Annotated in this window: 17 protein-coding genes and 1 pseudogene; 12 read left to right on the forward strand and 6 right to left on the reverse strand. The window is 69.6% G+C overall.

Annotation, left to right across the window (positions count from 1 at the left end; genetic code table 11):
• Positions 1–76: 76 nt before the first annotated feature.
• The 4 genes from ON31_RS03335 to ON31_RS03350 all read left to right on the forward strand — a co-directional run bounded on the left by ON31_RS03335 (position 77) and on the right by ON31_RS03350 (position 4641).
• Positions 77–811: a hypothetical protein gene (locus ON31_RS03335; RefSeq protein WP_039809073.1), complete on the forward strand. Its 735-nt coding sequence runs from the start codon at positions 77–79 to the stop codon at positions 809–811.
• Between the two features lie 36 nt (positions 812–847).
• A complete protein-coding gene (locus ON31_RS03340) occupies positions 848–1462 on the forward strand; it encodes a TetR/AcrR family transcriptional regulator (RefSeq protein WP_029925372.1) in 615 nt (204 codons plus the stop codon).
• A 42-nt stretch (positions 1463–1504) separates the two neighbouring features.
• The gene (locus ON31_RS03345; protein WP_039809075.1) at positions 1505–2656 is read left to right on the forward strand and encodes an acetyl-CoA C-acetyltransferase; all 1152 of its coding nucleotides are present in this window, start codon (positions 1505–1507) and stop codon (positions 2654–2656) included.
• 158 nt (positions 2657–2814) lie between these two features.
• The gene (locus ON31_RS03350; RefSeq protein WP_039809170.1) at positions 2815–4641 is read left to right on the forward strand and encodes a multicopper oxidase family protein; all 1827 of its coding nucleotides are present in this window, start codon (positions 2815–2817) and stop codon (positions 4639–4641) included.
• A 1-nt stretch (position 4642) separates the two neighbouring features.
• Here ON31_RS03350 and ON31_RS03355 read toward each other — a convergent pair whose 3' ends face one another.
• Positions 4643–6076, reverse strand: coding sequence for an FAD-dependent monooxygenase (locus ON31_RS03355; RefSeq protein ID WP_169334995.1), 1434 nt, complete (start codon positions 6074–6076; stop codon positions 4643–4645).
• A 107-nt stretch (positions 6077–6183) separates the two neighbouring features.
• Here ON31_RS03355 and ON31_RS03360 point away from each other — a divergent pair, with 107 nt between their 5' ends.
• From ON31_RS03360 to ON31_RS03380, 5 genes are all read left to right on the forward strand, one after another.
• Positions 6184–6759 carry a TetR/AcrR family transcriptional regulator gene (locus ON31_RS03360; RefSeq protein ID WP_039809077.1) on the forward strand — a complete coding sequence of 192 codons (576 nt, stop codon included), beginning with the start codon at positions 6184–6186 and terminating at the stop codon, positions 6757–6759.
• A gap of 168 nt (positions 6760–6927) precedes the next feature.
• Positions 6928–7362: a YbaB/EbfC family nucleoid-associated protein gene (locus ON31_RS03365; protein ID WP_147287030.1), complete on the forward strand. Its 435-nt coding sequence runs from the start codon at positions 6928–6930 to the stop codon at positions 7360–7362.
• Positions 7363–7558: 196 nt separating this feature from the next.
• Positions 7559–8941: a uracil-xanthine permease family protein gene (locus ON31_RS03370; protein ID WP_029925382.1), complete on the forward strand. Its 1383-nt coding sequence runs from the start codon at positions 7559–7561 to the stop codon at positions 8939–8941.
• Positions 8942–9009: 68 nt separating this feature from the next.
• Entirely contained in the window at positions 9010–9660 is a 651-nt protein-coding gene (locus ON31_RS03375; RefSeq protein ID WP_200881264.1) for a hypothetical protein, read from the forward strand.
• A 137-nt stretch (positions 9661–9797) separates the two neighbouring features.
• Complete coding sequence (locus ON31_RS03380; protein WP_039809172.1) at positions 9798–10217, forward strand: DUF4189 domain-containing protein; 420 nt, start codon at positions 9798–9800, stop codon at positions 10215–10217.
• A gap of 73 nt (positions 10218–10290) precedes the next feature.
• Here ON31_RS03380 and ON31_RS37220 read toward each other — a convergent pair whose 3' ends face one another.
• The 5 genes from ON31_RS37220 to ON31_RS03405 all read right to left on the reverse strand — a co-directional run bounded on the left by ON31_RS37220 (position 10291) and on the right by ON31_RS03405 (position 17454).
• Complete coding sequence (locus ON31_RS37220) at positions 10291–13488, reverse strand: AfsR/SARP family transcriptional regulator (RefSeq protein ID WP_039809081.1); 3198 nt, start codon at positions 13486–13488, stop codon at positions 10291–10293.
• Between the two features lie 474 nt (positions 13489–13962).
• On the reverse strand, positions 13963–15051 hold the full coding sequence (locus tag ON31_RS03390; RefSeq protein WP_039809083.1) for an NAD(P)H-dependent flavin oxidoreductase: 1089 nt from the start codon (positions 15049–15051) through the stop codon (positions 13963–13965).
• The gene (locus ON31_RS03395; RefSeq protein ID WP_039809085.1) at positions 15048–15812 is read right to left on the reverse strand and encodes a CoA-transferase subunit beta; all 765 of its coding nucleotides are present in this window, start codon (positions 15810–15812) and stop codon (positions 15048–15050) included. Before ON31_RS03395 ends, ON31_RS03390 begins: the two co-directional genes overlap by 4 nt.
• A complete protein-coding gene (locus tag ON31_RS03400) occupies positions 15809–16684 on the reverse strand; it encodes a CoA transferase subunit A (RefSeq protein WP_039809086.1) in 876 nt (291 codons plus the stop codon). The genes ON31_RS03395 and ON31_RS03400 overlap by 4 nt, the downstream gene beginning before the upstream one ends.
• 5 nt (positions 16685–16689) lie before the next feature.
• On the reverse strand, positions 16690–17454 hold the full coding sequence (locus ON31_RS03405; protein ID WP_039809088.1) for an enoyl-CoA hydratase family protein: 765 nt from the start codon (positions 17452–17454) through the stop codon (positions 16690–16692).
• A gap of 50 nt (positions 17455–17504) precedes the next feature.
• Here ON31_RS03405 and ON31_RS03410 point away from each other — a divergent pair, with 50 nt between their 5' ends.
• From ON31_RS03410 to ON31_RS03425, 3 genes and pseudogenes are all read left to right on the forward strand, one after another.
• Entirely contained in the window at positions 17505–18299 is a 795-nt protein-coding gene (locus ON31_RS03410; RefSeq protein ID WP_370450383.1) for an SDR family oxidoreductase, read from the forward strand.
• A gap of 136 nt (positions 18300–18435) precedes the next feature.
• Positions 18436–19347 (forward strand): SDR family oxidoreductase, encoded by a 912-nt coding sequence (locus ON31_RS03420; RefSeq protein WP_039809091.1) that lies wholly within the window; start codon positions 18436–18438, stop codon positions 19345–19347.
• A 419-nt stretch (positions 19348–19766) separates the two neighbouring features.
• A pseudogene (locus tag ON31_RS03425) lies at positions 19767–20325 on the forward strand (hypothetical protein); the annotation flags it as partial.

Genomic DNA, 20325 nt, shown 5'->3' on the forward strand with positions numbered 1-20325 from the left:
AAAATGGCTGGCGCGCCCATGCGCTCGGTGTGCAATCCTGGTTTAGGCCGATGCCACACGTCGAAGGGCGCGACCCATGGGTCGGGATCAGCGACAACAAGCCCAGGAAGAACTGGAACTCGAGCTGGTGCGCGAGGTGGTACTCGCGCGCCGCCGTATCGACAATGCGGTACTCGCCGCTCTCACACTGGGAGCGGAATTACTGGACCACGACTCCGAACGCGCCACCGCCATGCGCGCGGCGCGAATTCTCGAACAGCATGCGGTGGCGGAGGACGACGTCACCCGCGATCCGCGTGGCGCGCTCCGCCACGATCTCGCCCGTGATCGCGAACGGGCGCGGCGAATCGGCCTGTCCCGCGCCTCCTTCGGCGACAGCGAGGAGGCGCGCCGCCGCCACAAACGCACCGCCCTGCTGTGCGAGGTCCGGGCGGATCTGCTGGAGGTGGTGCGGCGCTGCCGTCAATTCCATTACGACAATGTGGCTTTCGCCGATGGCATCGCCGAGGGGCTGTGTGCCGCCACCGACAAGCTGGTGGTGGGTGCGGATATGGAGACCTACCGCGCCTGGCAGCGCGGCATGGTGCTCAAGCTCAGTGAGGAACGCGGCGACGGCGGTGTCCCCCGGGTCATGGCCACCGTGGACGCGGGCCCGGGCCGCGATCCACTCACGGTCGAATGGGACAGCCCCGAACGTCGTCTCGCCCTGGTGGCCCGCATGGCCCGAGCCGGAATCTCGCCCATAGTCATCTGTGACCGCCTGTTGGCCGACCTGTCGGTCGCCTCGCCGCTGCGCTACTCGGTGCGCTGACTCGACCAAGCAAATGCTTGGTTGTATATTGGCGAGGTGACCCCACCACCTGACCCCTCCAAATCAGCACGTCGCAGCGAGCTGCTGGGCCTGGCCGCCGATCTCTTCGCCGAGCGGGGCCTGCGCGCCACCACGGTCCGCGATATCGCCGACGCGGCGGGGATTCTATCGGGGAGTCTCTACCACCACTTCGATTCCAAGGAAGCGATGGTGGACGAAATCCTGCGCGGCTTCCTCGACGACCTCTTCGGCCGCTACCGGGAGATCGTCGACGCGGGCCTGCCCACCCGCGACACCTTGGAAGCCCTGGTGATCGCGTCGTACGAATCGTTCGACCGATCGCACGCCGCAGTGGCCATCTATCAGGCCGAGGCCAAACGCCTCAGCGGCACACCGCGTTTCGGCTACATCGAGGAATACAACAAAGAGTTCCGGGAGCTGTGGCACCGGGTGCTGACCAACGGCGTCGCCGACGGCAGCTTCCGGCCGGAACTGGATATCGAACTGGCCTACCGGTTCCTGCGTGACACCGTCTGGGTGTCCGTGCGCTGGTACCGCCCCGGCGGCCGCATCACGGTCGACAGCCTGGCCAAGCAGTATCTGACCATCGTGCTCGACGGGCTGACCAATCCCGAACAGCCCAGCAAGTAGGAGTTCTTCATGTCTGCACCCACCCGCCGCCGGTACGCCCCCATGCGCGAGGCGTACGTGATCGACGCCGTGCGCACCCCGGTCGGCAAGCGCGGCGGCGCGCTGGCCGAAGTGCACCCGGCCGACCTGGGCGCGGCGGCGATCCAGGGCCTGCTGGGCCGCAGCGCTATCGACCCGGTGGCGGTCGACGACGTGGTCTTCGGCTGCTGCGACACCATCGGCCCGCAGGCGGGCAATATCGCCCGCACCGCCTGGCTGGCCGCCGGCTACCCGGAATCGGTGCCGGGCGTCACCGTCGACCGCCAGTGCGGGTCCTCGCAGCAGGCCATCACCTTCGGTGCGCAGGCCGTCATGTCCGGCACCGCCGAGGTGATCGTGGCGGGCGGGGTGCAGAACATGAGCGCCATTCCGATCTCGGCCGCCATGCTCGCGGGCCAGCAGTACGGCTTCGACGCGCCCTTCGTCGGCGCGCAGGGCTGGGATCACCGCTACGGCACCGGTGAGGTGTCGCAGTTCAATTCCGCGAACATGATCGCCGAGAAGTGGGACATCTCCCGCGAGGCGATGGAGGCGTGGGCGCTGCGCAGCCACGACCGCGCCCGCAAGGCCATCGTCGAGGGCAAGTTCGACCGCGAGATCGTGCCGGTCGGCGACTTCTGGATCGACGAGGGTCCGCGCGAGACCAGCATGGAGAAGATGGCGGGCCTGAAGCCGCTCGCCGAGGGCAGCCGCATCACCGCGGCGGTGGCCAGCCAGATCTCCGACGGCGCGAGCGCCACCCTGCTGGCCTCGGAGTGGGCGGTACAGGAGTACGGCCTCACCCCGCGCGCCCGCATCCACCACGTGAGCGCCCGCGGCGCGGATCCGATCCTCATGCTCACCGCGCCCATTCCGGCCACCAGGTGGGCGCTGGAGCAGACCGGGCTGACCATCGACGACATGGATGTCATCGAGATCAACGAGGCATTCGCGTCGGTGGTGCTGGCGTGGATCGAAGAGACCGGGGCCGATCCGGAGAAGGTGAACGTCAACGGCGGCGCGATCGCGCTCGGCCATCCGCTCGGCGCGACCGGTGCGAAGCTGTTCGCCTCGCTGCTCAACGAGTTGGAGCGGGTGAACGGCCGCTACGGGATGCTCACCATCTGCGAGGGCGGCGGCACCGCCAATGTGACGATCATCGAACGCCTGGGCTGACCGTCGGTCGCATTCGGACGCCGTGCACCCTCGGGTGCGCGGCGTCCGCCGTTTCGGCTGGTAATGGCGGCGGTGTCGGGGCCGATGAGTCTGTTGGATAACGAAAACGCCAGAGCCTCGGTCTCTCTCGGGTGCCGCGGCGCAGAATCGGTGTGGTCATGAGTGAGAACCTGCCCAGACGGGGGTTCCTGATGGGGGCTCTCGGTATCGCCGCATCGGGCTTCGCCGTGCCCGCGGCGGGTGCCCCGGTCCCGCTGCCGCCCGCACCGCTGCCGGTGCCCCCGATTCCGCCGCCGCCCATCACGCCGCTCAACTATCACTCACCGCCCCTGCAACCCTTCGTGGACGCCCTGCCGATTCCGGAGACCCGCCCCGCCGCCGGGAACTTCGCGGCCCGGTCGGGGACGCACCGCTTCCATCGCGACCTGCCGGAAACCCGCACCTGGGGCTACGACCGGGCGTATCTGGGACCGAATCTGGAAGCCTGGCGAGATCGCCCGGCTCGCATCAGCTTTCGCAATGAACTCGGCACCCATGTGCTCGCCTCGCACGTGGACCTCACCATGCACGGCGTCACCGAGCTGGATCGCACCGATCCCCGCATGACGGTGCACGTGCACGGCGGCGCGAACGCCCCGGACGCCGACGGGCATCCGCTCGTCACCTGGCGCAACGGTGGCCGTGCCAGCTACGAGCCGAGCAACCGCCAGGAGGCCGCCACGCTGTGGTATCACGATCACGCCATGGGAATCACCCGCCTCAATATCCAAGCGGGGCTGGCCGGAATGTATTACGTGCGGGACGAATTCGACACCGGAGCGGCGGACAATCCGCTCGGACTGCCCGCCGGGGAGTTCGAGATCCCGCTGATCGTGCAGGACCGCACCTTCAACCCGGACGGGAGCATCCAGCCCATGGTGGGGATCTACATTCCCGAGGGCTACAACCAGTCCGGGCAGTTGGGTGACGTGGCGTGCGTGAACGGGGTGGTCTGGCCGCGCCTGGCGGTGCGCCGCACCCTGTACCGGTTCCGGCTGCTCAACGGGTCCAATTCGCGCCCTTATATTTTCGAGCTCACCAACGGGCTGCCGCTGTGGGCCATCGGCACCGATCTCGGACTGCTGGACGCGCCGGTTGCGACGCCGTCCATTCGCGTCAGCCCCGGGGAGCGGGTGGACCTGCTCGTCGATTTCAGCGGCATGCGCGACGGCGAGACCGTGGACCTGATCAACACCGCCTACAACGATCTCGGCAATACCGTGTTCATGGTGCCGGAGCTGCGGCCCATCATGCGGTTCGCGGTGGCCGGGAGCGGGCCGCCCGCGGTCGTGCCGCCGGTGCTGCGCGGTGGTCCGGGACTACCGGAACCGCTTGCGCCGGTGCCGGTTCCGGAGTCGGTGCGCACCATGACGCTGCTCGGACTCAACGACGATTCGCGCGCGGCCGCCGTCTTCCCGACCATGATGTCGCAGAACAATCTGCCGTTCCTCACCGAGGACATCGACCGGGCGCGGGCGGGATCGGTGGAGCAGTGGGACATCGTGAACTGCACGCCCTTCGACCATCCCATCCACATCCATCTGGCGCGGATGCGGGTGCTCGGGCGGCAGCCCATTCTCACCTCGGCCTACTGGTGGTCGAATCTGCCGCCCGCCTTCGGAATTCGCTGGGCTCCGTCGGCCGATCCGTACGCGCTCGGCCCCCAGCAGCTGCCACCGCCATGGGAATACGGCTGGAAGGACACGGTGGAGTGTCCGACCGACACCATCACCCGGGTGCTGGTGCACTGGCCGTCGGTGGCGGAGCTGGGCTTCGATCCGGATGCCGCACTGCGTGTGCCGCCGGGTGCGGAGGCGATCGCACCCGGCGGCATGCACGGTGGACATTCCGTGGCGGCTCCGGAGATTCGCGGCTACGTCTGGCACTGCCACAATCTCGACCACGCCGACCACGACATGATGTCGCAGATCCGGATCCGGTCCTGACTCAGTGGATCCAATCCGCCAGTGCCGCATCCAGATCCACGGCGCCCCGGGCTCCGACCCAGGCGATGTAGCCGTCCGGGCGGACCAGCATGGGCCGCTGGTCGGGGTCCGCGGCGACGGCGATCCGGACGCGGTCGTCCTGCCCGTGCACCGCCGTCGCGGCGGCGGTGACCAGCACGAACTTGCCGTCGCGCAGCGCCTCGTAGAGCCGGCCGTCGGTGAGCTCGATATCCGCGGCGCGGGTGCCCACCAGGTGATCCGTACCGTGCCTGCGCGGATAGGCGAACCCGATGCCCGACAGCGATCCGGCCACCTTGTGTGCGACGGGCGGCAGCGACAGCGCGCCACCGGCCAGGGTGTTGCGCACCAGCTGCCCGAGCTTGGATTCCAGCATGGCCGCGCGGATGATGGCGCCGCTGCTGCGCAGCACCTCCGCGCCGACCGGATGCCGTTCGGCGTGGTAGGTGTCCAGCAGGCCCTCCGGAGCCCAGCCCTGCACGGCCGCGGCGAGCTTCCAGCCCAGATTGGCGGCGTCCTGGATGCCGGTGTTCATACCTTGACCGCCGGCGGGTGAATGCACGTGCGCCGCATCGCCGGCCAGGAACACCCGGCCGACCCGGTAGGACTCGACCTGCCGCTCGTCGCTGTGGAAGCGCGAGAGCCAGCGCGGGCTGTGCATGCCGAAGTCGGTGCCGAGCGCCCGGGTGACGACCTCGCGCAGTTCCTCCAGCGTCACCGGTTCGCTGTCGGGCACCTGATTGCGACGGTTCCAGGCGAAGATGCGGTACCAGCCGTCGCCGAAGGGCGCGATGAAGGCGAAGGCGTCGCCGACACCGTTGACCGCCAGCACATCCTGGGGCGGTTCGCTGAGCTGGACGTCGGCCAGCGTGATGGACTTCAGCACCGACTTGCCGGGGAACTCCAGGCCGAGGGTTTCGCGCACCCGGCTGTGGTAGCCGTCCGCGCCCACCAGGTACCGCGCCCGCACGGGGTGGACCGAATCCTGGTGGCGCACCTCGGCGTCGACGCCGTCACCGGTGTCGGTGAAGGTGATCAGCTCGGCGGCGGTCACCAGGTTCGCTCCCGCCTCCAGCGCGCGCTTGCGCAGCACGTCCTCGACGTGGGTCTGCGGGGTGATGAGCAGGTAGGGGAAGCGGCTGTCGAGCAGCTTGCCCAGATCGACCACGGCGTGTTCGAACAGCCGCAGCTTGTCCAGGGTGGCTCCGCCGGTGCGCACCTCGTCCGCGATGCCGCGGGCGTCGAACTGCTCCAGGGTGCGGGCGTGCACGCCGAACGCGCGGGTGAGTTCCGAGCCGTGTGCGTGCTTCTCCACCAGGGTCACCGCGACGCCCGCTCGCGCGAGATCCCCGGCGAGCATGAGTCCGGTGGGTCCGCCGCCGATCACCAGGACATCGGTCTTTTCGGGAATCATCATGTCCTCCAAAGGTCTTTATTGGGTCAACATCTGTTGGCCAACGCTTGTTGACAACGATAGAGCCACGACGGCGTTTGGTCAACACTTGTTGGCCTACACTTGTTGACATGACTGCGGAACGAACCAGACGGTCCGACGCGACTCGGGCCGCGATCCTCACCGCCGCGCGCGAACGCTTCGCCCGTGACGGCTACGACCGCGCCACCATTCGCGCCATCGCGGCCGACGCCGGCATCGACCCGGCCATGGTGATGCGCTACTACGGCTCCAAGGACAAACTGTTCGCCCTGGCCGCCGAAATCGACCTCCGCCTCCCGGACTTCGCCGACGTCCCCGCCGCCGACCTTGGCACGGCCCTGATGTCCTTCGCCGTCCAGCGGTGGGACGCCGACGAATCCCTCGCCGCCCTGCTGCGCGCCGCGGTCACCAACGACGGTGCGGCCCAGAAGATGCGCGAGGTGTTCGGCGGCCAGGTGGTGCCCATGATCGTGGCGCGCGGCGCCGCACCGGCCGACGCGATCACCCGCGCGGGCCTCATCGCCACCCAAATGCTCGGCGTCGCCCTGTGCCGCTACGTCTTGCGCCTGCCCCCGGTGGTAGCCATGAGCGCCGACGAACTCGTCACCTGGCTCGGCCCCACGGTGCAGCGCTACTTCGACGGAACCCCGAACCCGGCTTCCTGAAACCGGTGCGAGAACACCCGATGCGCCCCCGACGAGCGCCGGATCGACCACCATGGACCGTGCGACCCGAGTCACGTTGTGATCTGAGCCGCGCAGGAACGTGAAGCGTGAGAACGATGCCGATCGCGCGATGGTGTGGCCGTCACGGACGCGGGAGGTGAGGTCGGCATGTCGGCATCGGCGGCCGGACGGTTCGAGGAGATCGCCCGCACGGCCCGCCGCGTGCAGGACGGGATCGAGCGGGTGCGCGGAACGGCGGTGTCGGCCGGGATTCGGATCGAGGTCGCCGCCGATGGCCGCATCACCGCTCTCGAGCTCGCCGATCCGGTGCTGGCACAGGCGATTTCGGCCGCGCACACCGAAGCCCTACGGCAGGCCGCCGACCAGGTTGTGAACCTGCGCCGGGAATTGGTCACCGACCCGACCGTTGCCGCGGCGCTGCACCACTTCATCGAGATCGAGGCGCAGCCCAACCCACCGACGCAGCGGCCCGCCCGACCCGCACCCCGCCACCCGCGGCAACTTCCCGGTGAAGACCTCGACCTCACCGACGAGAACCCGCACGCCCTACCCTCACACATCCGACGGCGTTACGGCCTCTAGCCCGCCGCAGCGGGACCGGTTGCTCGTCGCCGATCGTCGGCTCCCGGCCGGGTGCGCACGTCGAAGTCTCATCCACGCTCGCGGGGGTCGGGCCTCCCGGTGTCGGACGCCGCCCCTCCGCCGTGGCGCGAAGCCGAGCGTTTGCTCGCCTACGATGCTCGCAGCATTGTTCGGACCCGTAGAAAGCGGAGTGAGTATGGACCTCGGCGTGCGTTGGACGCTGCACGGCGACGGGCGGACTCCCGCCCCGGGCGCGGTCGTCAAGCCCGATGAGCGGTTGTCGTGGCCGCGCACCTTCGGGCTCGGCGCCCAGCATGTGGTCGCCATGTTCGGCGCGAGCTTCGTGGCCCCGGTGCTGATGGGGCTGGACCCGAACCTCGCCATCATGATGTCCGGCGTCGCCACCGCCATCTTCCTGCTCGCCACCCGCGGCAAGGTGCCCAGCTACCTGGGCTGTTCGCTCTCGTTCGTGGGCGTGGCCGCGGTGATCAAGGCCGACGGCGGCAGCATAGCCACCATTACCGGCGCCTGCCTGGCGGTCGGCGCGGCCCTGTTCCTCATCGGTCTGGCGGTGCGCAGGTTCGGTGCGGGCATCATCCACGCCGCCATGCCGCCGGTGGTCACCGGCGCGGTGGTCATGCTCATCGGCTTCAACCTGGCGCCGGTCACCGCCTCCACCTACTGGCCGCAGGACCAGTGGACGGCGCTGCTCACCATGCTGTTCACCGGTCTGGCGGTCGTCGCGCTGCGTGGCTTCTGGGCGCGCATCGCGATCTTCCTGGGGCTGCTGTTCGGCTACGGCCTGTCGTGGGTGCTGGACCGGATTCTCGGCCCGATCACCTCCGCCGACGGCAGCGGGGCGGTCTCCGAGCACTGGCGGCTGGATCTGTCCGGGGTGGCCGACGCCGCCTGGATCGGCCTGCCGGACTTCCACGCCCCGGCCTTCGAGCTGTCGGCGATCCTGGTCGCGCTGCCCGTGGTCATCGCGCTGGTCGCCGAGAATGTCGGCCACGTCAAGGCCGTCGGCGAGATGACCGGCGACGATCTGGACGGCAAACTCGGCACCGCCATCGCCGCCGACGGTGCGGCCTCCATGCTCTCCACCGGTTTCGGCGGCCCGCCCAACACCACCTACTCCGAGAACATCGGCGTCATGGCCGCCACCCGCGTCTATTCGACGGCCGCCTACTGGGCGGCGGCCCTGTTCGCGCTGCTGTTCGGCCTGTGCCCCAAGTTCGGCGCGGTGGTCGCCGCCATTCCAGGCGGTGTGCTCGGCGGCATCACCGTCATCCTGTACGGCATGATCGGCCTGCTCGGCGCGCAGATCTGGACCAATGCCAAGGTCGATCTGCGCAATCCGCTCAACCTGGTGCCGTGCGCCGCGGGCCTGATCATCGGCATCGGCAATGTGAGCATGGAGATCACCGAGAACTTCACCCTCTCCGGCATCGCGCTGGGCACCATTGTCGTGATCACCGGCTACCACGTGCTGCGCCTGTTCGCCCCGGCGCATTTCAAGGTGGAGGAGCCGCTGCTGGACGAGGGCACCTCCTCCTACGACGAGCCGCCCACCCGGTAGCCGCCCGCCGACAGCGGGATGACAGTCATCCGACAGCGCCCACCGGCATGGTCGAGCCAGGAGGTGCTGTGACGATGATGTTCATCGAATTGTTCGTATCCCGTGGAGCTCTCGACCCCGAGCGGCGGCGCCGGGTGGCGCAGCGGCTCGGCACGATCGAGGAACTGGGCGACGGTGACGGGACGGGGGAGCGGATGGCTCCCCGCTCGGCGGCGGTCTACGCCGAGATGTTCCAGGTGGTGGTGCACGAGCCGGAGACCTGGGTGGTGGCCGAGAACGAGTTGGCGGCGACGGATGCGCCGCGCTGCCTGGTCCGCATCTCGGTGCCGGGGCCGTGGCGCAAGGATCTGAGCGAAACCCTGATCTCGTATGCGACCCGGATCATCGCCGACGAGTTCGACGACTCGGAGCTGCCCTACCGTCTCCCCACCGTGCAGGTGCACGTGATCGGTGTGACCGAGGGCAGTATCGGCATGCTCGGCAGGGCCGTGTCCTCCACCGATCTCGTCGACATGCTCAGTGATCCCTACCGTGATGACGCCGAAGCCGGTCGGGCACTGCGTGATCCGCTGTGCGGTGTGCTGGTACCGCTCGACGAGCACACTCCCACAGTGGAATTGGACGGCGAGCTGTACGCGTTCTGCTGTGACGGTTGCCGTACGGAGTTCCTGGCGAAACGCGAACGAGAGCATGTCCGCGCTGACAGCTCGCGTCCATGATCGGGACACCGGCCGAGATGTGAATGATCCCACCCGCATTGCGCCACGAAGTGTGAATCACAACCGTCTCGTGGATGATCTCGGTAGCTCCGAAACCGGAGTTGCTTTTGAGTGAGGAACACAGCGTAGTGAGCAAGATGAGCAAGATCGGCGGCTTCATGGCCGCCGCTGGGTTGGTTGTGGGATCGCTGGCCGGTGCCGGCGCCGCCAATGCGGCAGGAGATCAGTACGCCTCGATCGCCTTCAGTTCGTTGACATGGCAGTCCGGCGTTGGTGTCAACACGTCGAGCTACGAAACGGCCGAGCAGATCGCCCTCGAGGACTGTGGTGCGGACGACTGCGAGATCTGGCTGTCGTGGGTCAACGGGTGCGGGGTCATCGTCGAAAGCAACGACGGCTTCGCCGCCGCGAGCGGTCCGACCCGAAAGGCGGCCGAGGACAAGGCATATTCCAGCCTGGGCGAGTACACGCCCACCGCGCCACTGGCCAGCTTCGGCTCCTCCGAGTTGAGTGGTGCGTGGGTGCACACCGTGGTGTGCACCGCCAACGCCGTCTGAGTCGCTGGCGGCCCCGCGCCTGCCCGGGACCGGGCGCTCGGCCAGCGATCCGCACTCGGCCGAATCCCCGCGCTCAGTCGGCGAACCCGAGTGCCGCCAACGCCCGTGCGCGATCCAGGGTGCGGCCGCGCGCGTAATCGGCCTCGTACTCGTGACCGTGCTCGCCGAGCCGGAGCCGCAGCCGCGCGATATCGGGATTGCCCGAGTTCGGCCCGCCGCGGATGGCGTCGGCGATGCCGAGCAGTTGGGCGGCCCCGCGCGGATCGCCGCGCCGCCAGCGCAATTCCGCCGAGCCGACCGCCACCAGGGCGAGCATCGGCGGGTCCGGCATGGCTGCGGCGAGGTCGCGCGCCTGCGACAGGTGGCGCTCGGCGGTGTCGAGATCGCCGAGCGCCGCGTCGAGGAATCCGGTGGCGGTGGCGTAGAGGGCGCGTTCCGGCGGTGCGGCGCAATGCGGTTCGGCCAAGTCGAGCTGTCGCCGGGCCGCGTCCAGATCGCCATCGTAACGGGCCAGGGTGGCGAGGCCGACGCGTGCGAGGGCGTGGTCGCGCGGTGCGGCCGCACGGTCCAGCGTCTCGAGCAGCTGTGTGCGCGCACCGGCGGGATCACCGGCGTCGATGCGCACCATGGCGAGCCACACCCGCTGCCCGTCATGGGTGCCGAGTTCCCGGGCGAGCGTCGTCGCCTCGTCCAGCATGCCGAGCGCGGCGTCGAGTTCCGTGCCTGCGGTGATCAGTACGCTCGCCCGGGACATCAGCGACAGCGACAGCCCCCACCGCTCTCCGGCCGCCCGGAATCCGGCCACGGCTTCGACGAGATCGCTGCTGCCGCGATCGATATCGCCCGCCGCGCCGTGCAGCAGCGAGCGCACCAGCCAGCTCATGCCGCGCAGCCACAAATCAGCTTGCGCCAGATTGGGTTCCACCGCCGTGACACCGGCCGCGAAGTCGCCGCCGCACAGCGCCCGCAGGGCGCGGACGAGAACGGCGTAGGGGTCCGGCAGTTCGGTCTCGACAACGAGATCGGTAACCGTCGCGGAACCGGTGGCGGTCGTGAGATCACGCTCGGGATCGACGGCGGTGTGGGCGGATGCGGCGAGTGTCGGCGGATTGCCGGGCGTGGAACCGTTCTCCGCTCCGGTGGGCATTTCGGGTTCCGCGGCGGCGGTTTCGGCCGGGGTACCGGCGAATACGGCATTGAGCAGGAGCGCGGTATGTGCGCGTGCTCGCGCGTTGCCGGGTCCCGCGCCGGGTAGGCGCAGAGCCGCGCGCAACCGTGTGGTCGCGGCGGCATGGTCACCGTGGACCGTCCAGAACATGCCCAGCGCCGCCGCCAACCGCAGGGCGGTGTCGGTATCGCCGCTGGCGGTGGCGAAACTCAGTGCGGCGTCCAGGTTCTCGCGTTCCGCGGTCAGGCGGGTGAGCCAGGGGAGCTGGCCGGAGCCGCGCAGGTGCGGTTCCGCGCGTTCGGCCAGGTCCAGATAGCAAGCGGCATGGTTCCTGCGCGCGGTGCGCAGACGGCCGGTATCGGCCAACCGCTTCCGCCCGTACTCGCGAATGGTGTCCAGCATGCGGAAACGGCCGGTGTCGAAGGTCAGCAGCGACTTGTCCACCAGGCCGTGCAGCAGGTCCACGGTCAGGCCCACATATTCGGCGGCCTCGACCGTGAAACTCGCGGAAAAGACCGAGACCTGTTCCGCCGCAGCGCGTTCGGCATCGGTGAGCAGGTCCCAGCTCCACGCCACCACCGCCCCCAGCGTGCGGTGCCTGGGCGGCGCGGTGCGGCTACCGGCGGTCAGAACGCGAAATCGGTCGTCCAGGCGGTCGACCAGGGTCGCCAGGGACATGGACCGCAGGCGTACGGCGGCCAGCTCGATCGCCAGCGGCAGGCCGTCCAGCAGGCGACAGATCCGTTCGACGTCGGGATCGGTCGTGAAATCGGGCTGGACCGCCCGCGCTCTCTCCATGAAAAGCGCTGCGGCGGAGGCCGGGTCGAGCGGGCGCACAGGATAGATCAGCTCGCCGGTGATTCCCAGCGGTTCGCGGCTGGTGGCGAGTATTCGCAGGGAGGGACAGCGGCCGAGCGCCTCGTCCGCCAGCCGGGCGGCCGCGCCGACGACGTGTTCACAGCCGTCCAGGATGAGCAGCGTCCCCGGGCCCGACAGGGCCTCGGCCACCCGTGCCGAGATATCCCCCTGCTCCCGGATGCCGAGCGTTCGCGCGACCAGCCGCGGCAGATCGTCGGGCTCCGCCGCGGCGGCCAGATCCACGATCCACACGGTGCCGGACACCTCGGCGGCGGCGGTCACGGCGAGCCTGGTCTTGCCCACCCCACCCGGACCGACCAGTGTGGTCAGGCGGCCGTCGCGCAACCGCTCGGCAACCTCACGCCGTTCGGTGACGCGGCCGATACAGCTGGTCAGGGGAGCGCGAAGGTTGCCGCCCACCCGCCCGGCCGCGCTTCCCGCGCCCGGCATCGGGACACCGCGCGGCGGTCGCGGGTGTGGCTCGCGTGGTTCGGTGGGCGGGTGCGTGTCGAGTGGCGGGTTGCCGCGCAGCAGTCGCAGATGCAGCTCGCGTAGTTCGGGAGGTGGGTCCACGCCGAGCTCTTCGGCGAGCACGGCGCGGTATGCCTCGTAGGCGGCCAGGGCCTCGGCCTGGCGGCCGCCGTGCGCGAGGGACCTGATCAGCAGTACCCGTGGACGCTCCCGCAGCGGATCGGCGGCGACGAGTTCGCGTAGTTCGGCCGACAGCAGCGCCGGGTCGGCGCGGCCCAGTCGCGCTTCGGCACGGTCCTCGACGGCCTGCCGCCGCACTTCGGCCAGCCGTGCGATGGGCGCGGTCGCGAACGGCAGCCGGGCGACATCGGCCAGCGGCTCCCCGCGCCACAGCGCCAATGCCCTGGTGAGCAGCTCCTCGGCCGCCGCCGCCCGCCCCGCCCGCAGCGCGCGCCGCCCTTCTCCCGCCAGCGTCTCGAAGCGGACCGCGTCCACGGCGTCGGCAGGAATGTCGAGCCGGTACCCGCCCGCCTCCGCACACACCACCGCCTCCGGCAGTGTTCTGCGCAGTCGCGATACCGCCGACTGCAAAGCCGCCGCCGGATGCTCGGGTACCCCGTCCGCCCACAACGCCTCGACCAGCGCCGCGGCCCCTACGACACGTCCCGCGTCCAACGCCAACCGCGTCACCAGCGCCCGCAACCGCGCACCGCCCACCGCGACGGTCCGGCCGTCCACCTCCACCCGGAGCGGCCCCAGCACATCTACGCGCACACCGCCATTCTCCAGATTCCGGGGCGCGGCGACCCCGCGTCCGCAACCCTGCCGCTCCCACCGTGAACAGTGTGCGCCAGCGATATCGACCGCACGCAGGGGCAGTGTCGCACCGAGTCCGCACCGACAGACGGAAGGAGCCGGGGCCGAGAGCGAAGCCGAACCGTCACCGCAGCCCGGTGAGCTGGCCGTCGAACGGTCACGAGAAGCACTCCAGCCCTTACCAACGTTCGTCTCGACGTTGGCGCGAGCGTGTCACCGTGGGTCGCGATTTGCGGCTCCCGGGTGTTGCCCGGTCCGCTGAAAAGCGCGAAGGCCGCCCCCGGGCGAGAGGAACCGGGGGCGGCTCGCGCGACCGTAGGTGGTGGTCGCACCGCGGATCGGACGGGATGGTCCGGATCCGTCGGGTTGCGCGGCGAATCGTGTCTGCCGCGCGGATCGGGGGGTCACGGGTACGGGCCGTGACGCGCGGGGTCAGGCGGTCGCGGATTCGGGGTCGGTGACGCGGTAGGAGTTCAGGTCGTCGATGCGGGCGACCGTGTCGTCGATGATGCGGTCGATGAGGTCCGCGACCGTGGGGAGGTCCTCGATGATGCCGGTGACCTGGCCCGCGGCCAGCACACCCGCCTGCGTATTGCCCTCCACCAGACCGGCTTTCAGCAGCATGGGGGTATTGGCCGCCATGATGACCTGCGACCAGGTGAGGTCCTTGTGCTTGCGCATGGCCAGACCGTCCTTGACGATGGTCGACCATGTCATGCCGGTCATGCCCTTGAACTTCAGCGCGTTCGCCGCCGCGGCGACGAACCCGCGGGTTCGGCCCGAATGTTCCAGCCGCTGCACCAGTTCGGTATTGAGCACCCGGTGCGGCATGCCGTCGACCTTGGTGGAGACCACGGTGTCCTGGAGTCCGCGCCGCAGATACTCCTGTTTCACCGCGTCCGGCACGCTGCTCTCCTGGGTGAGCAGGAAGCGGGTGCCCATGGCGACCCCGGCCGCGCCGTAGGACAGCGCCGCCGCCAGCCCGCGCCCGTCGAAGAAGCCGCCGCCGGCGACCACGGGAATGTCCACCGCGTCGAGCACCGAGGGCAGCAGCAGGGTGGTGGCGACCGGGCCGGTGTGCCCGCCGCCCTCGCCGCCCTGCACGATCACCGCGTCCGCACCCCACTTCGCCACCTTCACCGCGTGCTTGGCCGCGCCGATGGACGGAACCACCACCACACCGGCGTCTTTCAGCCGCGCGATGAGCTCCTGCTTGGGTGCGAGGGCGAAGGAGGCGACCCGCACCCCCTCGCGAATGAGCAGTTCGATGCGTTCGGGGGCGTCGCCGGCGTCGGCGCGGATATTCACGCCGAACGGTTTGGTGGTCTGCGCCTTGGTCTTGGCGATGGCCGCTTCCAGCTCGGCGAAGGTCATGGTGGCCGAGGCCAGAATGCCCAGGCCGCCCGCATTGGCGGTGGCCGAGACCAGGCCGGGGCCGGCGACCCAGCCCATCCCGGTCTGCACGATGGGGTGTTCGATGCCGACCAGTTCGGTCAGTGGTGTGCGCAGCCGGGCGGTCACGATGTCACTTCCTTCTCCCGGAAACCCTTGGGATCCAGCACCGTTCGAATGATCCGCAGTTCCTCCTCGGTGGGCAGCCGGGTTTCGCCCGCCTCGGCCAGACCGGCGATCTCGAAGGAGGTGTTCTCGGCGACCTCGTCGGCGGTGACGCCCGGATGCAGCGACAGCGCGCGCAGCGTGTGCGCGGGTCCGCCGAAGTCGAAGACGCCCAGGTTCGACACCACCCGGTGCAGATGGTGGAACCGGTAGGCCGGATTCTCCGGATCGATCCTGTCGTAGCCGATCCCGGAGACGATGTCGACGCTCTCGCAGAACACCCGCTTGCTGTGCTTGGGCACGAAGTAGCTGGTGGCGTGGTTGATGGTGTTGCCGGGAGCGCCGCGCACCCCGAACATCTGCCGGGTCGGGCGTTGCAGCGGACCGAAGGCCGACAGGTTCTGATTGCCGTACCTGTCCAGCTGATTCGCGCCCATGACCACATGACGGCGACCCGAGGCCACCACGTCGAACACCTTGGAGAACGGAATCCAGCCCTCGATGGGCGCCTTGCCCCCGATGGGCGGAACCTCGGCGAGCAACAGCGCCTCACCGTCGGAGAGCAGCAGATCCGGCTCGAAGGTCAGCCGTGCCAGCCGCGCGCCGATGGTGGTGACGGTGGACATGGGGCTGGCCATGATCTCGCCCGCGCCGCGGAAGATCTCGGCCGCCGCGACGACGCAGACCTCGGCCCGGGTGACGGTGGTGGCGGCGGTGGTATTCATTTCTGCTCCTCGGCGAAAGCGCGGACGGCGGACTGGTATTCGTCCTCGGAGACGTCCAGGTAGCGCGCCCTGAACTCGGCCCACGATGCGGGCGTCTTGGCGGCCTCCACGTAGTGGCGCTGGAACCGCTCGTCGCGGCCGTAGCTGCCCGAGAAGGTGAAGTGCGCGCCGCCCGGGGCCTCGACCACGCCGTCGACCATCATGCGGTTGAGGATGATCGCTTGCTGCGGAACGGCTTTCACCAGCTCGTCGGTGTCCACGAGTCGATCCACCGAGAGGTACCGGCGCTGCGCCGCCAGTGCGTACAGATCGTCGAAGTAGGGATCGACGCCGGTGTAGGCGGCATTGCCGTGCTTGTCGCCCAGGTCCAGATGGACGAAGGAGGCGTCCAGGTCGAGTGCGGGCATGGCGACCAGGGTCTCGGTCTTGCCGTCGGTCGGGTAGGGGGAGTCGACCGTCTTCAACTCGCCCTCCCAGAAATCCAGGACGGCCGAGCCCAATCCGGCCCGGATGGGCAGGAACGGCAGGCGGGCGGCGGCGGCCTGCAGGCCGCATTTCACCATGCCCTCGTCCATCTCCCGCACGGTGATCGCGCCCTCGGTGCGCGCCTTGGCGAACCACGGATCGTAGAACGGCGCGGAGTCCAGGGAGACGAAGCCGTAGTACGCCTTGCGCACCTTGCCCGCCGAGCACAGCAGACCCAGGTCCGGCCCGCCGTAGCTGACCACGGTCAGATCGGTGATGTCCGACCGCAGCAGTGCCCGCACGAAGGCCATGGGCTTGCGCCGGGAGCCCCAGCCGCCGAGGCCGATGGTCATTCCGCTGCGCAGTTCGCCGACCACGTCGTCCAGCGACATTCGCTTGTCGCGCATGGCTGCTACTTCCCCTTCTTCTGCGCGGCCAGATCGTCGTCGAAGCGCGCCCGGATCTCGTCGGCCACGCCCGCGAGATTGAGTTCCATGGTGAAGCCCTGCTCGTAGCGGTAGGAGCGGTGCACGTCCTGCACGTCGATGCCGTTCAACGCCCGCTTGGCGGCGCGGATGACCCGGCCGTCCTTGTTGGCGATGTTCTTGGCGACCTCCATCGCGGCGGCGTCGAGTTCGGGCCGCGGCACCACCTTGTAGACGGAGCCGTAGTGGTACAGCTGCTGCGCGGTGAGGGTGCCGGCGGTGTAGAACATGGTGCGCATCAGGTGCTGGGGGACCAGGCGTGCCAGATGGGTGGCCGCGCCGAGCGCACCGCGATCCACCTCGGGCAGGCCGAAGGTGGCGTCGTCGGAGGCCACGATGACGTCGGAGTTGCCGACCAGGCCGATACCGCCGCCGAGGCAGAAGCCGTTCACGGCGGTCACGACGGGGACCTCGCAGTCGTAGACGGCGGCGAAGGCTTCGAAGCAGCCGTGGTTGGCGCGGATCAGGGCGGTGTGCCCGGTGTCGCGGTTCATCTCCTTGATGTCCACGCCCGCGTTGAATCCGCGCCCCTCGGCGCGCAGCACCACCACCCGGGTGTTCTGGTCGCGCCCCGCCTCGCGGACGGCGTCGGCCAGGGCGAACCAGCCATCCGAGGGCAGGGCGTTGACCGGCGGGTAGTCGACAGTGACGACTTCCACGCCGTCGGATTCGGTGTGACGGTTGATCCCCATCGAATGTCCCATCGTTGGCAAAACAAGCAAGTGCTTGGTAGGTTAGCACGGTGGCAATCGAAGTGAACCTCTCCGGCTCCGTCGTCCTGGTGACCGGCGGTGTGCGCGGCGTCGGAGCCGGGATCAGCCGGGTTTTCCTGGAGGCCGGCGCGACCGTGGTGGCCTGTGCGCGCCGCCCCGCGGATGCGCCCGTCGAGGTGGACGGCCGGGCGATCGACTTCCTGCCGTGCGATGTGCGCGATCCGGATTCGGTGCGGAAACTCGTCGACACCCTCGTGGTGAAGTACGGGCGGCTCGACACCGTGGTGAACAATGCCGGTGGCGCGCCCTTCGCGCTGGCCGCCGCCGCCAGCGCCAACTTCCACTCGAAGATCGTGCAGTTGAACCTGCTCGCGCCGCTGCTGGTGTCGCAGGCCGCCAACGAGGTGATGCAGCGACAGCGCGGCGGCGGTTCCATCGTGATGATCTCCAGCGTCAGCGGGCACCGGCCCTCGCCCGGCACCGCCGCCTATGGTGCCGCGAAAGCCGGTGTGGACAGCCTGGTTTCGTCGCTCGCCGTCGAATGGGCACCCAGGGTGCGGATCAATTCGGTCATCTGCGGCATGGTCGAGACCGAGAGCTCCCACCTGCACTACGGCGACGACGACGGCATCGCCGCGGTGAGCGGCACCGTCCCGCTGCAGCGCCTGGCCACCCCCGAGGACATCGGCCGCTCCGCCGCCTTCCTGGCCTCCCCGCTGGCCTCCTACATCAGCGGCGGCACCCTGCTGGTCCACGGCGGCGGCGAGAAACCCGCCTTCCTGGACGCCTCCACCGCCGAGGTGCCCTCGGCAGCGGGGGGCTAGCCGGGTGGGAGCCCGAGAACCGCACTGCCGCCGGGGGCGCGGGGGCTGGGCCCCTGGTCGGTCGGCACCGCTCTTCCATCGGGGGCGCGGGGGCTGGGCCCCCGATCCTCAACTCTTCTGACACAGAGGTATCGATATGACGGACAACAAGATCTGCGACGGCCGTGTGGTCATCGTGACCGGTGCGGGCCGGGGCATCGGCCGCGCGCACGCCCTCGCCTTCGCCGCCGCCGGGGCCGAGGTCGTGGTGAACGACCTCGGAGCCGAACTGGACGGTGCGCCCAGCCCCGATTCCCCGGCCGCGCAGGTGGTCGAGGAGATCAAGGCGCTCGGCGGCGAGGCCGTGGTCAACGGTGACGACATCTCCGACTGGGAGGGTGCGCGCCGCCTGATCGCCACCGCCGTCGAAACCTTCGGCCGCCTCGACGTGCTGGTCAACAATGCGGGCATCGTGCGGGACCGGATGCTGGTGAATCTCGGCGAGGACGAGTGGGACGCCGTGATCAAGGTCCATCTCAAGGGCCATTTCGCGCCCATGCGGCATGCCGCCGAGTACTGGCGCAACGAATCCAAGGCAGGGCGTCGGCCCGAGGCGCGCATCATCAACACCAGTTCCGGCGCGGGTCTGCTCGGCAGTGTCGGCCAAGGCAACTACGCCGCCGCCAAGTCCGGTATCGCGGGCCTGACCCTGACCGCGGCGGCGGAGTTCGCGCGCTACGGCATCACCGTCAACGCCATCGCGCCCGCCGCGCGCACCCGCATGACCGAAACCGTCTTCGCCGACATGATGGCGGCCCCGGAGGACGGTTTCGACGCCATGGCGCCGGAGAATGTCTCACCCCTGGTGGTCTGGCTGGGCAGTGCGGACTCCGCCGGTGTCACCGGTCGCATGTTCGAGGTCGAGGGCGGCAAGGTGACCGTCGCCGACGGGTGGCGGCACGGCGTCTCGGTGGATCGCGGTGCGCGCTGGGAGCCCGCCGAGCTCGGTCCGGTCGTTCGCGATCTGCTGAGCAAGGCCACCGAACCCGAGCCGGTCTACGGGGCATAGCACTCGTAGATCTCACGTCGCCGGTACCGCTCGCGGGGTACCGGCGACGTTTGTTTGTGTCCATCATCACATTTCGTGCTGGCGGCTATGGTGGACCACTCTCCCGCAACCTCTTTCGTTTCCGACACAGCAAACCAATCGGTCGCGTGCGGACCAGGCAGTCTCACAATGGCGCGCCGGGTGGGGTGAGCTGCGCGGTGGTGCGGGTGTTACGCCCGAATTGTCCTGGGGCGGTTTGTGATATTCGGCGTGTCGGGGCGGGGGTGGACGTACGGTTGGTTGCAGCCCCTAATGCCGGGAAGAGTTGTGCGGGGTGGGTGGGTTGTCGGTAGCATGACCCGCGTTCCGCAAAGGTCCGGCAATCGGGGCGACCGGGCGATTGGACTGCGCAGTAAAACCGATGAGGGGAAGGCTGTCGCGTGAGTGTTGGTCGCACCTTGCGCATAGTGGCGGTGGCCGGGATGGTCGCCGGTACGACGCTGCTCGGGCCCATGGCGGCCCTGGCCCAACCCGGCGGCATCGACCTCGAACCCGCGCCCGAACCGCAGCCCGTCCAAGCACCCCTGGAGCCGACTCCCGCCGCCGGTCCGTGGGATCTGGTCGGCGCACTGCTCGGCACCGGCTCGGCCGGAATCGGCTCGGCCGGAATCGGCTCGGCCGCCACCGGCTCGGCGGGCGTGGGCTCCGCCGCCACCGGATCCGCCGTCGGCGGAACGGGTTCCGCCGCCCTGGGTACCGGCTCCGCCGCCACCGGCTCGGCCGGGGCCGCCCTCGGCTCGGCGGGCGCGGGAGCCGGTTCGGTGGTCGTCGGCTCCGGTTCCGCCGCCCTGACCACGGGTTCCGCCGCGCTCGGAACGGGTTCCGCCGCAGTGGGTTCCGCCGGTCTGGGTGCGGGCACCGTACTCGGCACCGGATCCGCGGGTATGGCGGCACTGCTCGGCCTCACCGGCTCCGCCGGTCTCGGGACCGGTTCGGCGG

Origin of the sequence: Nocardia otitidiscaviarum NBRC 14405 (genome assembly GCF_000308635.1) — a bacterium.
Lineage (GTDB): Bacteria > Actinomycetota > Actinomycetes > Mycobacteriales > Mycobacteriaceae > Nocardia > Nocardia otitidiscaviarum.

What these genes read in the sequence shown, in the direction of transcription:
- ON31_RS03335 (WP_039809073.1), top strand. Translation starts at nt 77, where the DNA reads ATGGGTCGGGATCAGCGACAACAAGCCCAGGAAGAACTGGAACTCGAG.
- ON31_RS03360 (WP_039809077.1), top strand. Translation starts at nt 6,184, where the DNA reads ATGACTGCGGAACGAACCAGACGGTCCGACGCGACTCGGGCCGCGATC.
- ON31_RS03420 (WP_039809091.1), top strand. Translation starts at nt 18,436, where the DNA reads ATGACGGACAACAAGATCTGCGACGGCCGTGTGGTCATCGTGACCGGT.
- ON31_RS03405 (WP_039809088.1), bottom strand. Translation starts at nt 17,454, where the DNA reads ATGGGGATCAACCGTCACACCGAATCCGACGGCGTGGAAGTCGTCACT.
- ON31_RS03380 (WP_039809172.1), top strand. Translation starts at nt 9,798, where the DNA reads ATGAGCAAGATCGGCGGCTTCATGGCCGCCGCTGGGTTGGTTGTGGGA.
- ON31_RS03345 (WP_039809075.1), top strand. Translation starts at nt 1,505, where the DNA reads ATGCGCGAGGCGTACGTGATCGACGCCGTGCGCACCCCGGTCGGCAAG.
- ON31_RS03370 (WP_029925382.1), top strand. Translation starts at nt 7,559, where the DNA reads ATGGACCTCGGCGTGCGTTGGACGCTGCACGGCGACGGGCGGACTCCC.
- ON31_RS03400 (WP_039809086.1), bottom strand. Translation starts at nt 16,684, where the DNA reads ATGCGCGACAAGCGAATGTCGCTGGACGACGTGGTCGGCGAACTGCGC.
- ON31_RS03395 (WP_039809085.1), bottom strand. Translation starts at nt 15,812, where the DNA reads ATGAATACCACCGCCGCCACCACCGTCACCCGGGCCGAGGTCTGCGTC.
- ON31_RS03355 (WP_169334995.1), bottom strand. Translation starts at nt 6,076, where the DNA reads ATGATGATTCCCGAAAAGACCGATGTCCTGGTGATCGGCGGCGGACCC.
- ON31_RS03365 (WP_147287030.1), top strand. Translation starts at nt 6,928, where the DNA reads ATGTCGGCATCGGCGGCCGGACGGTTCGAGGAGATCGCCCGCACGGCC.
- ON31_RS03350 (WP_039809170.1), top strand. Translation starts at nt 2,815, where the DNA reads ATGAGTGAGAACCTGCCCAGACGGGGGTTCCTGATGGGGGCTCTCGGT.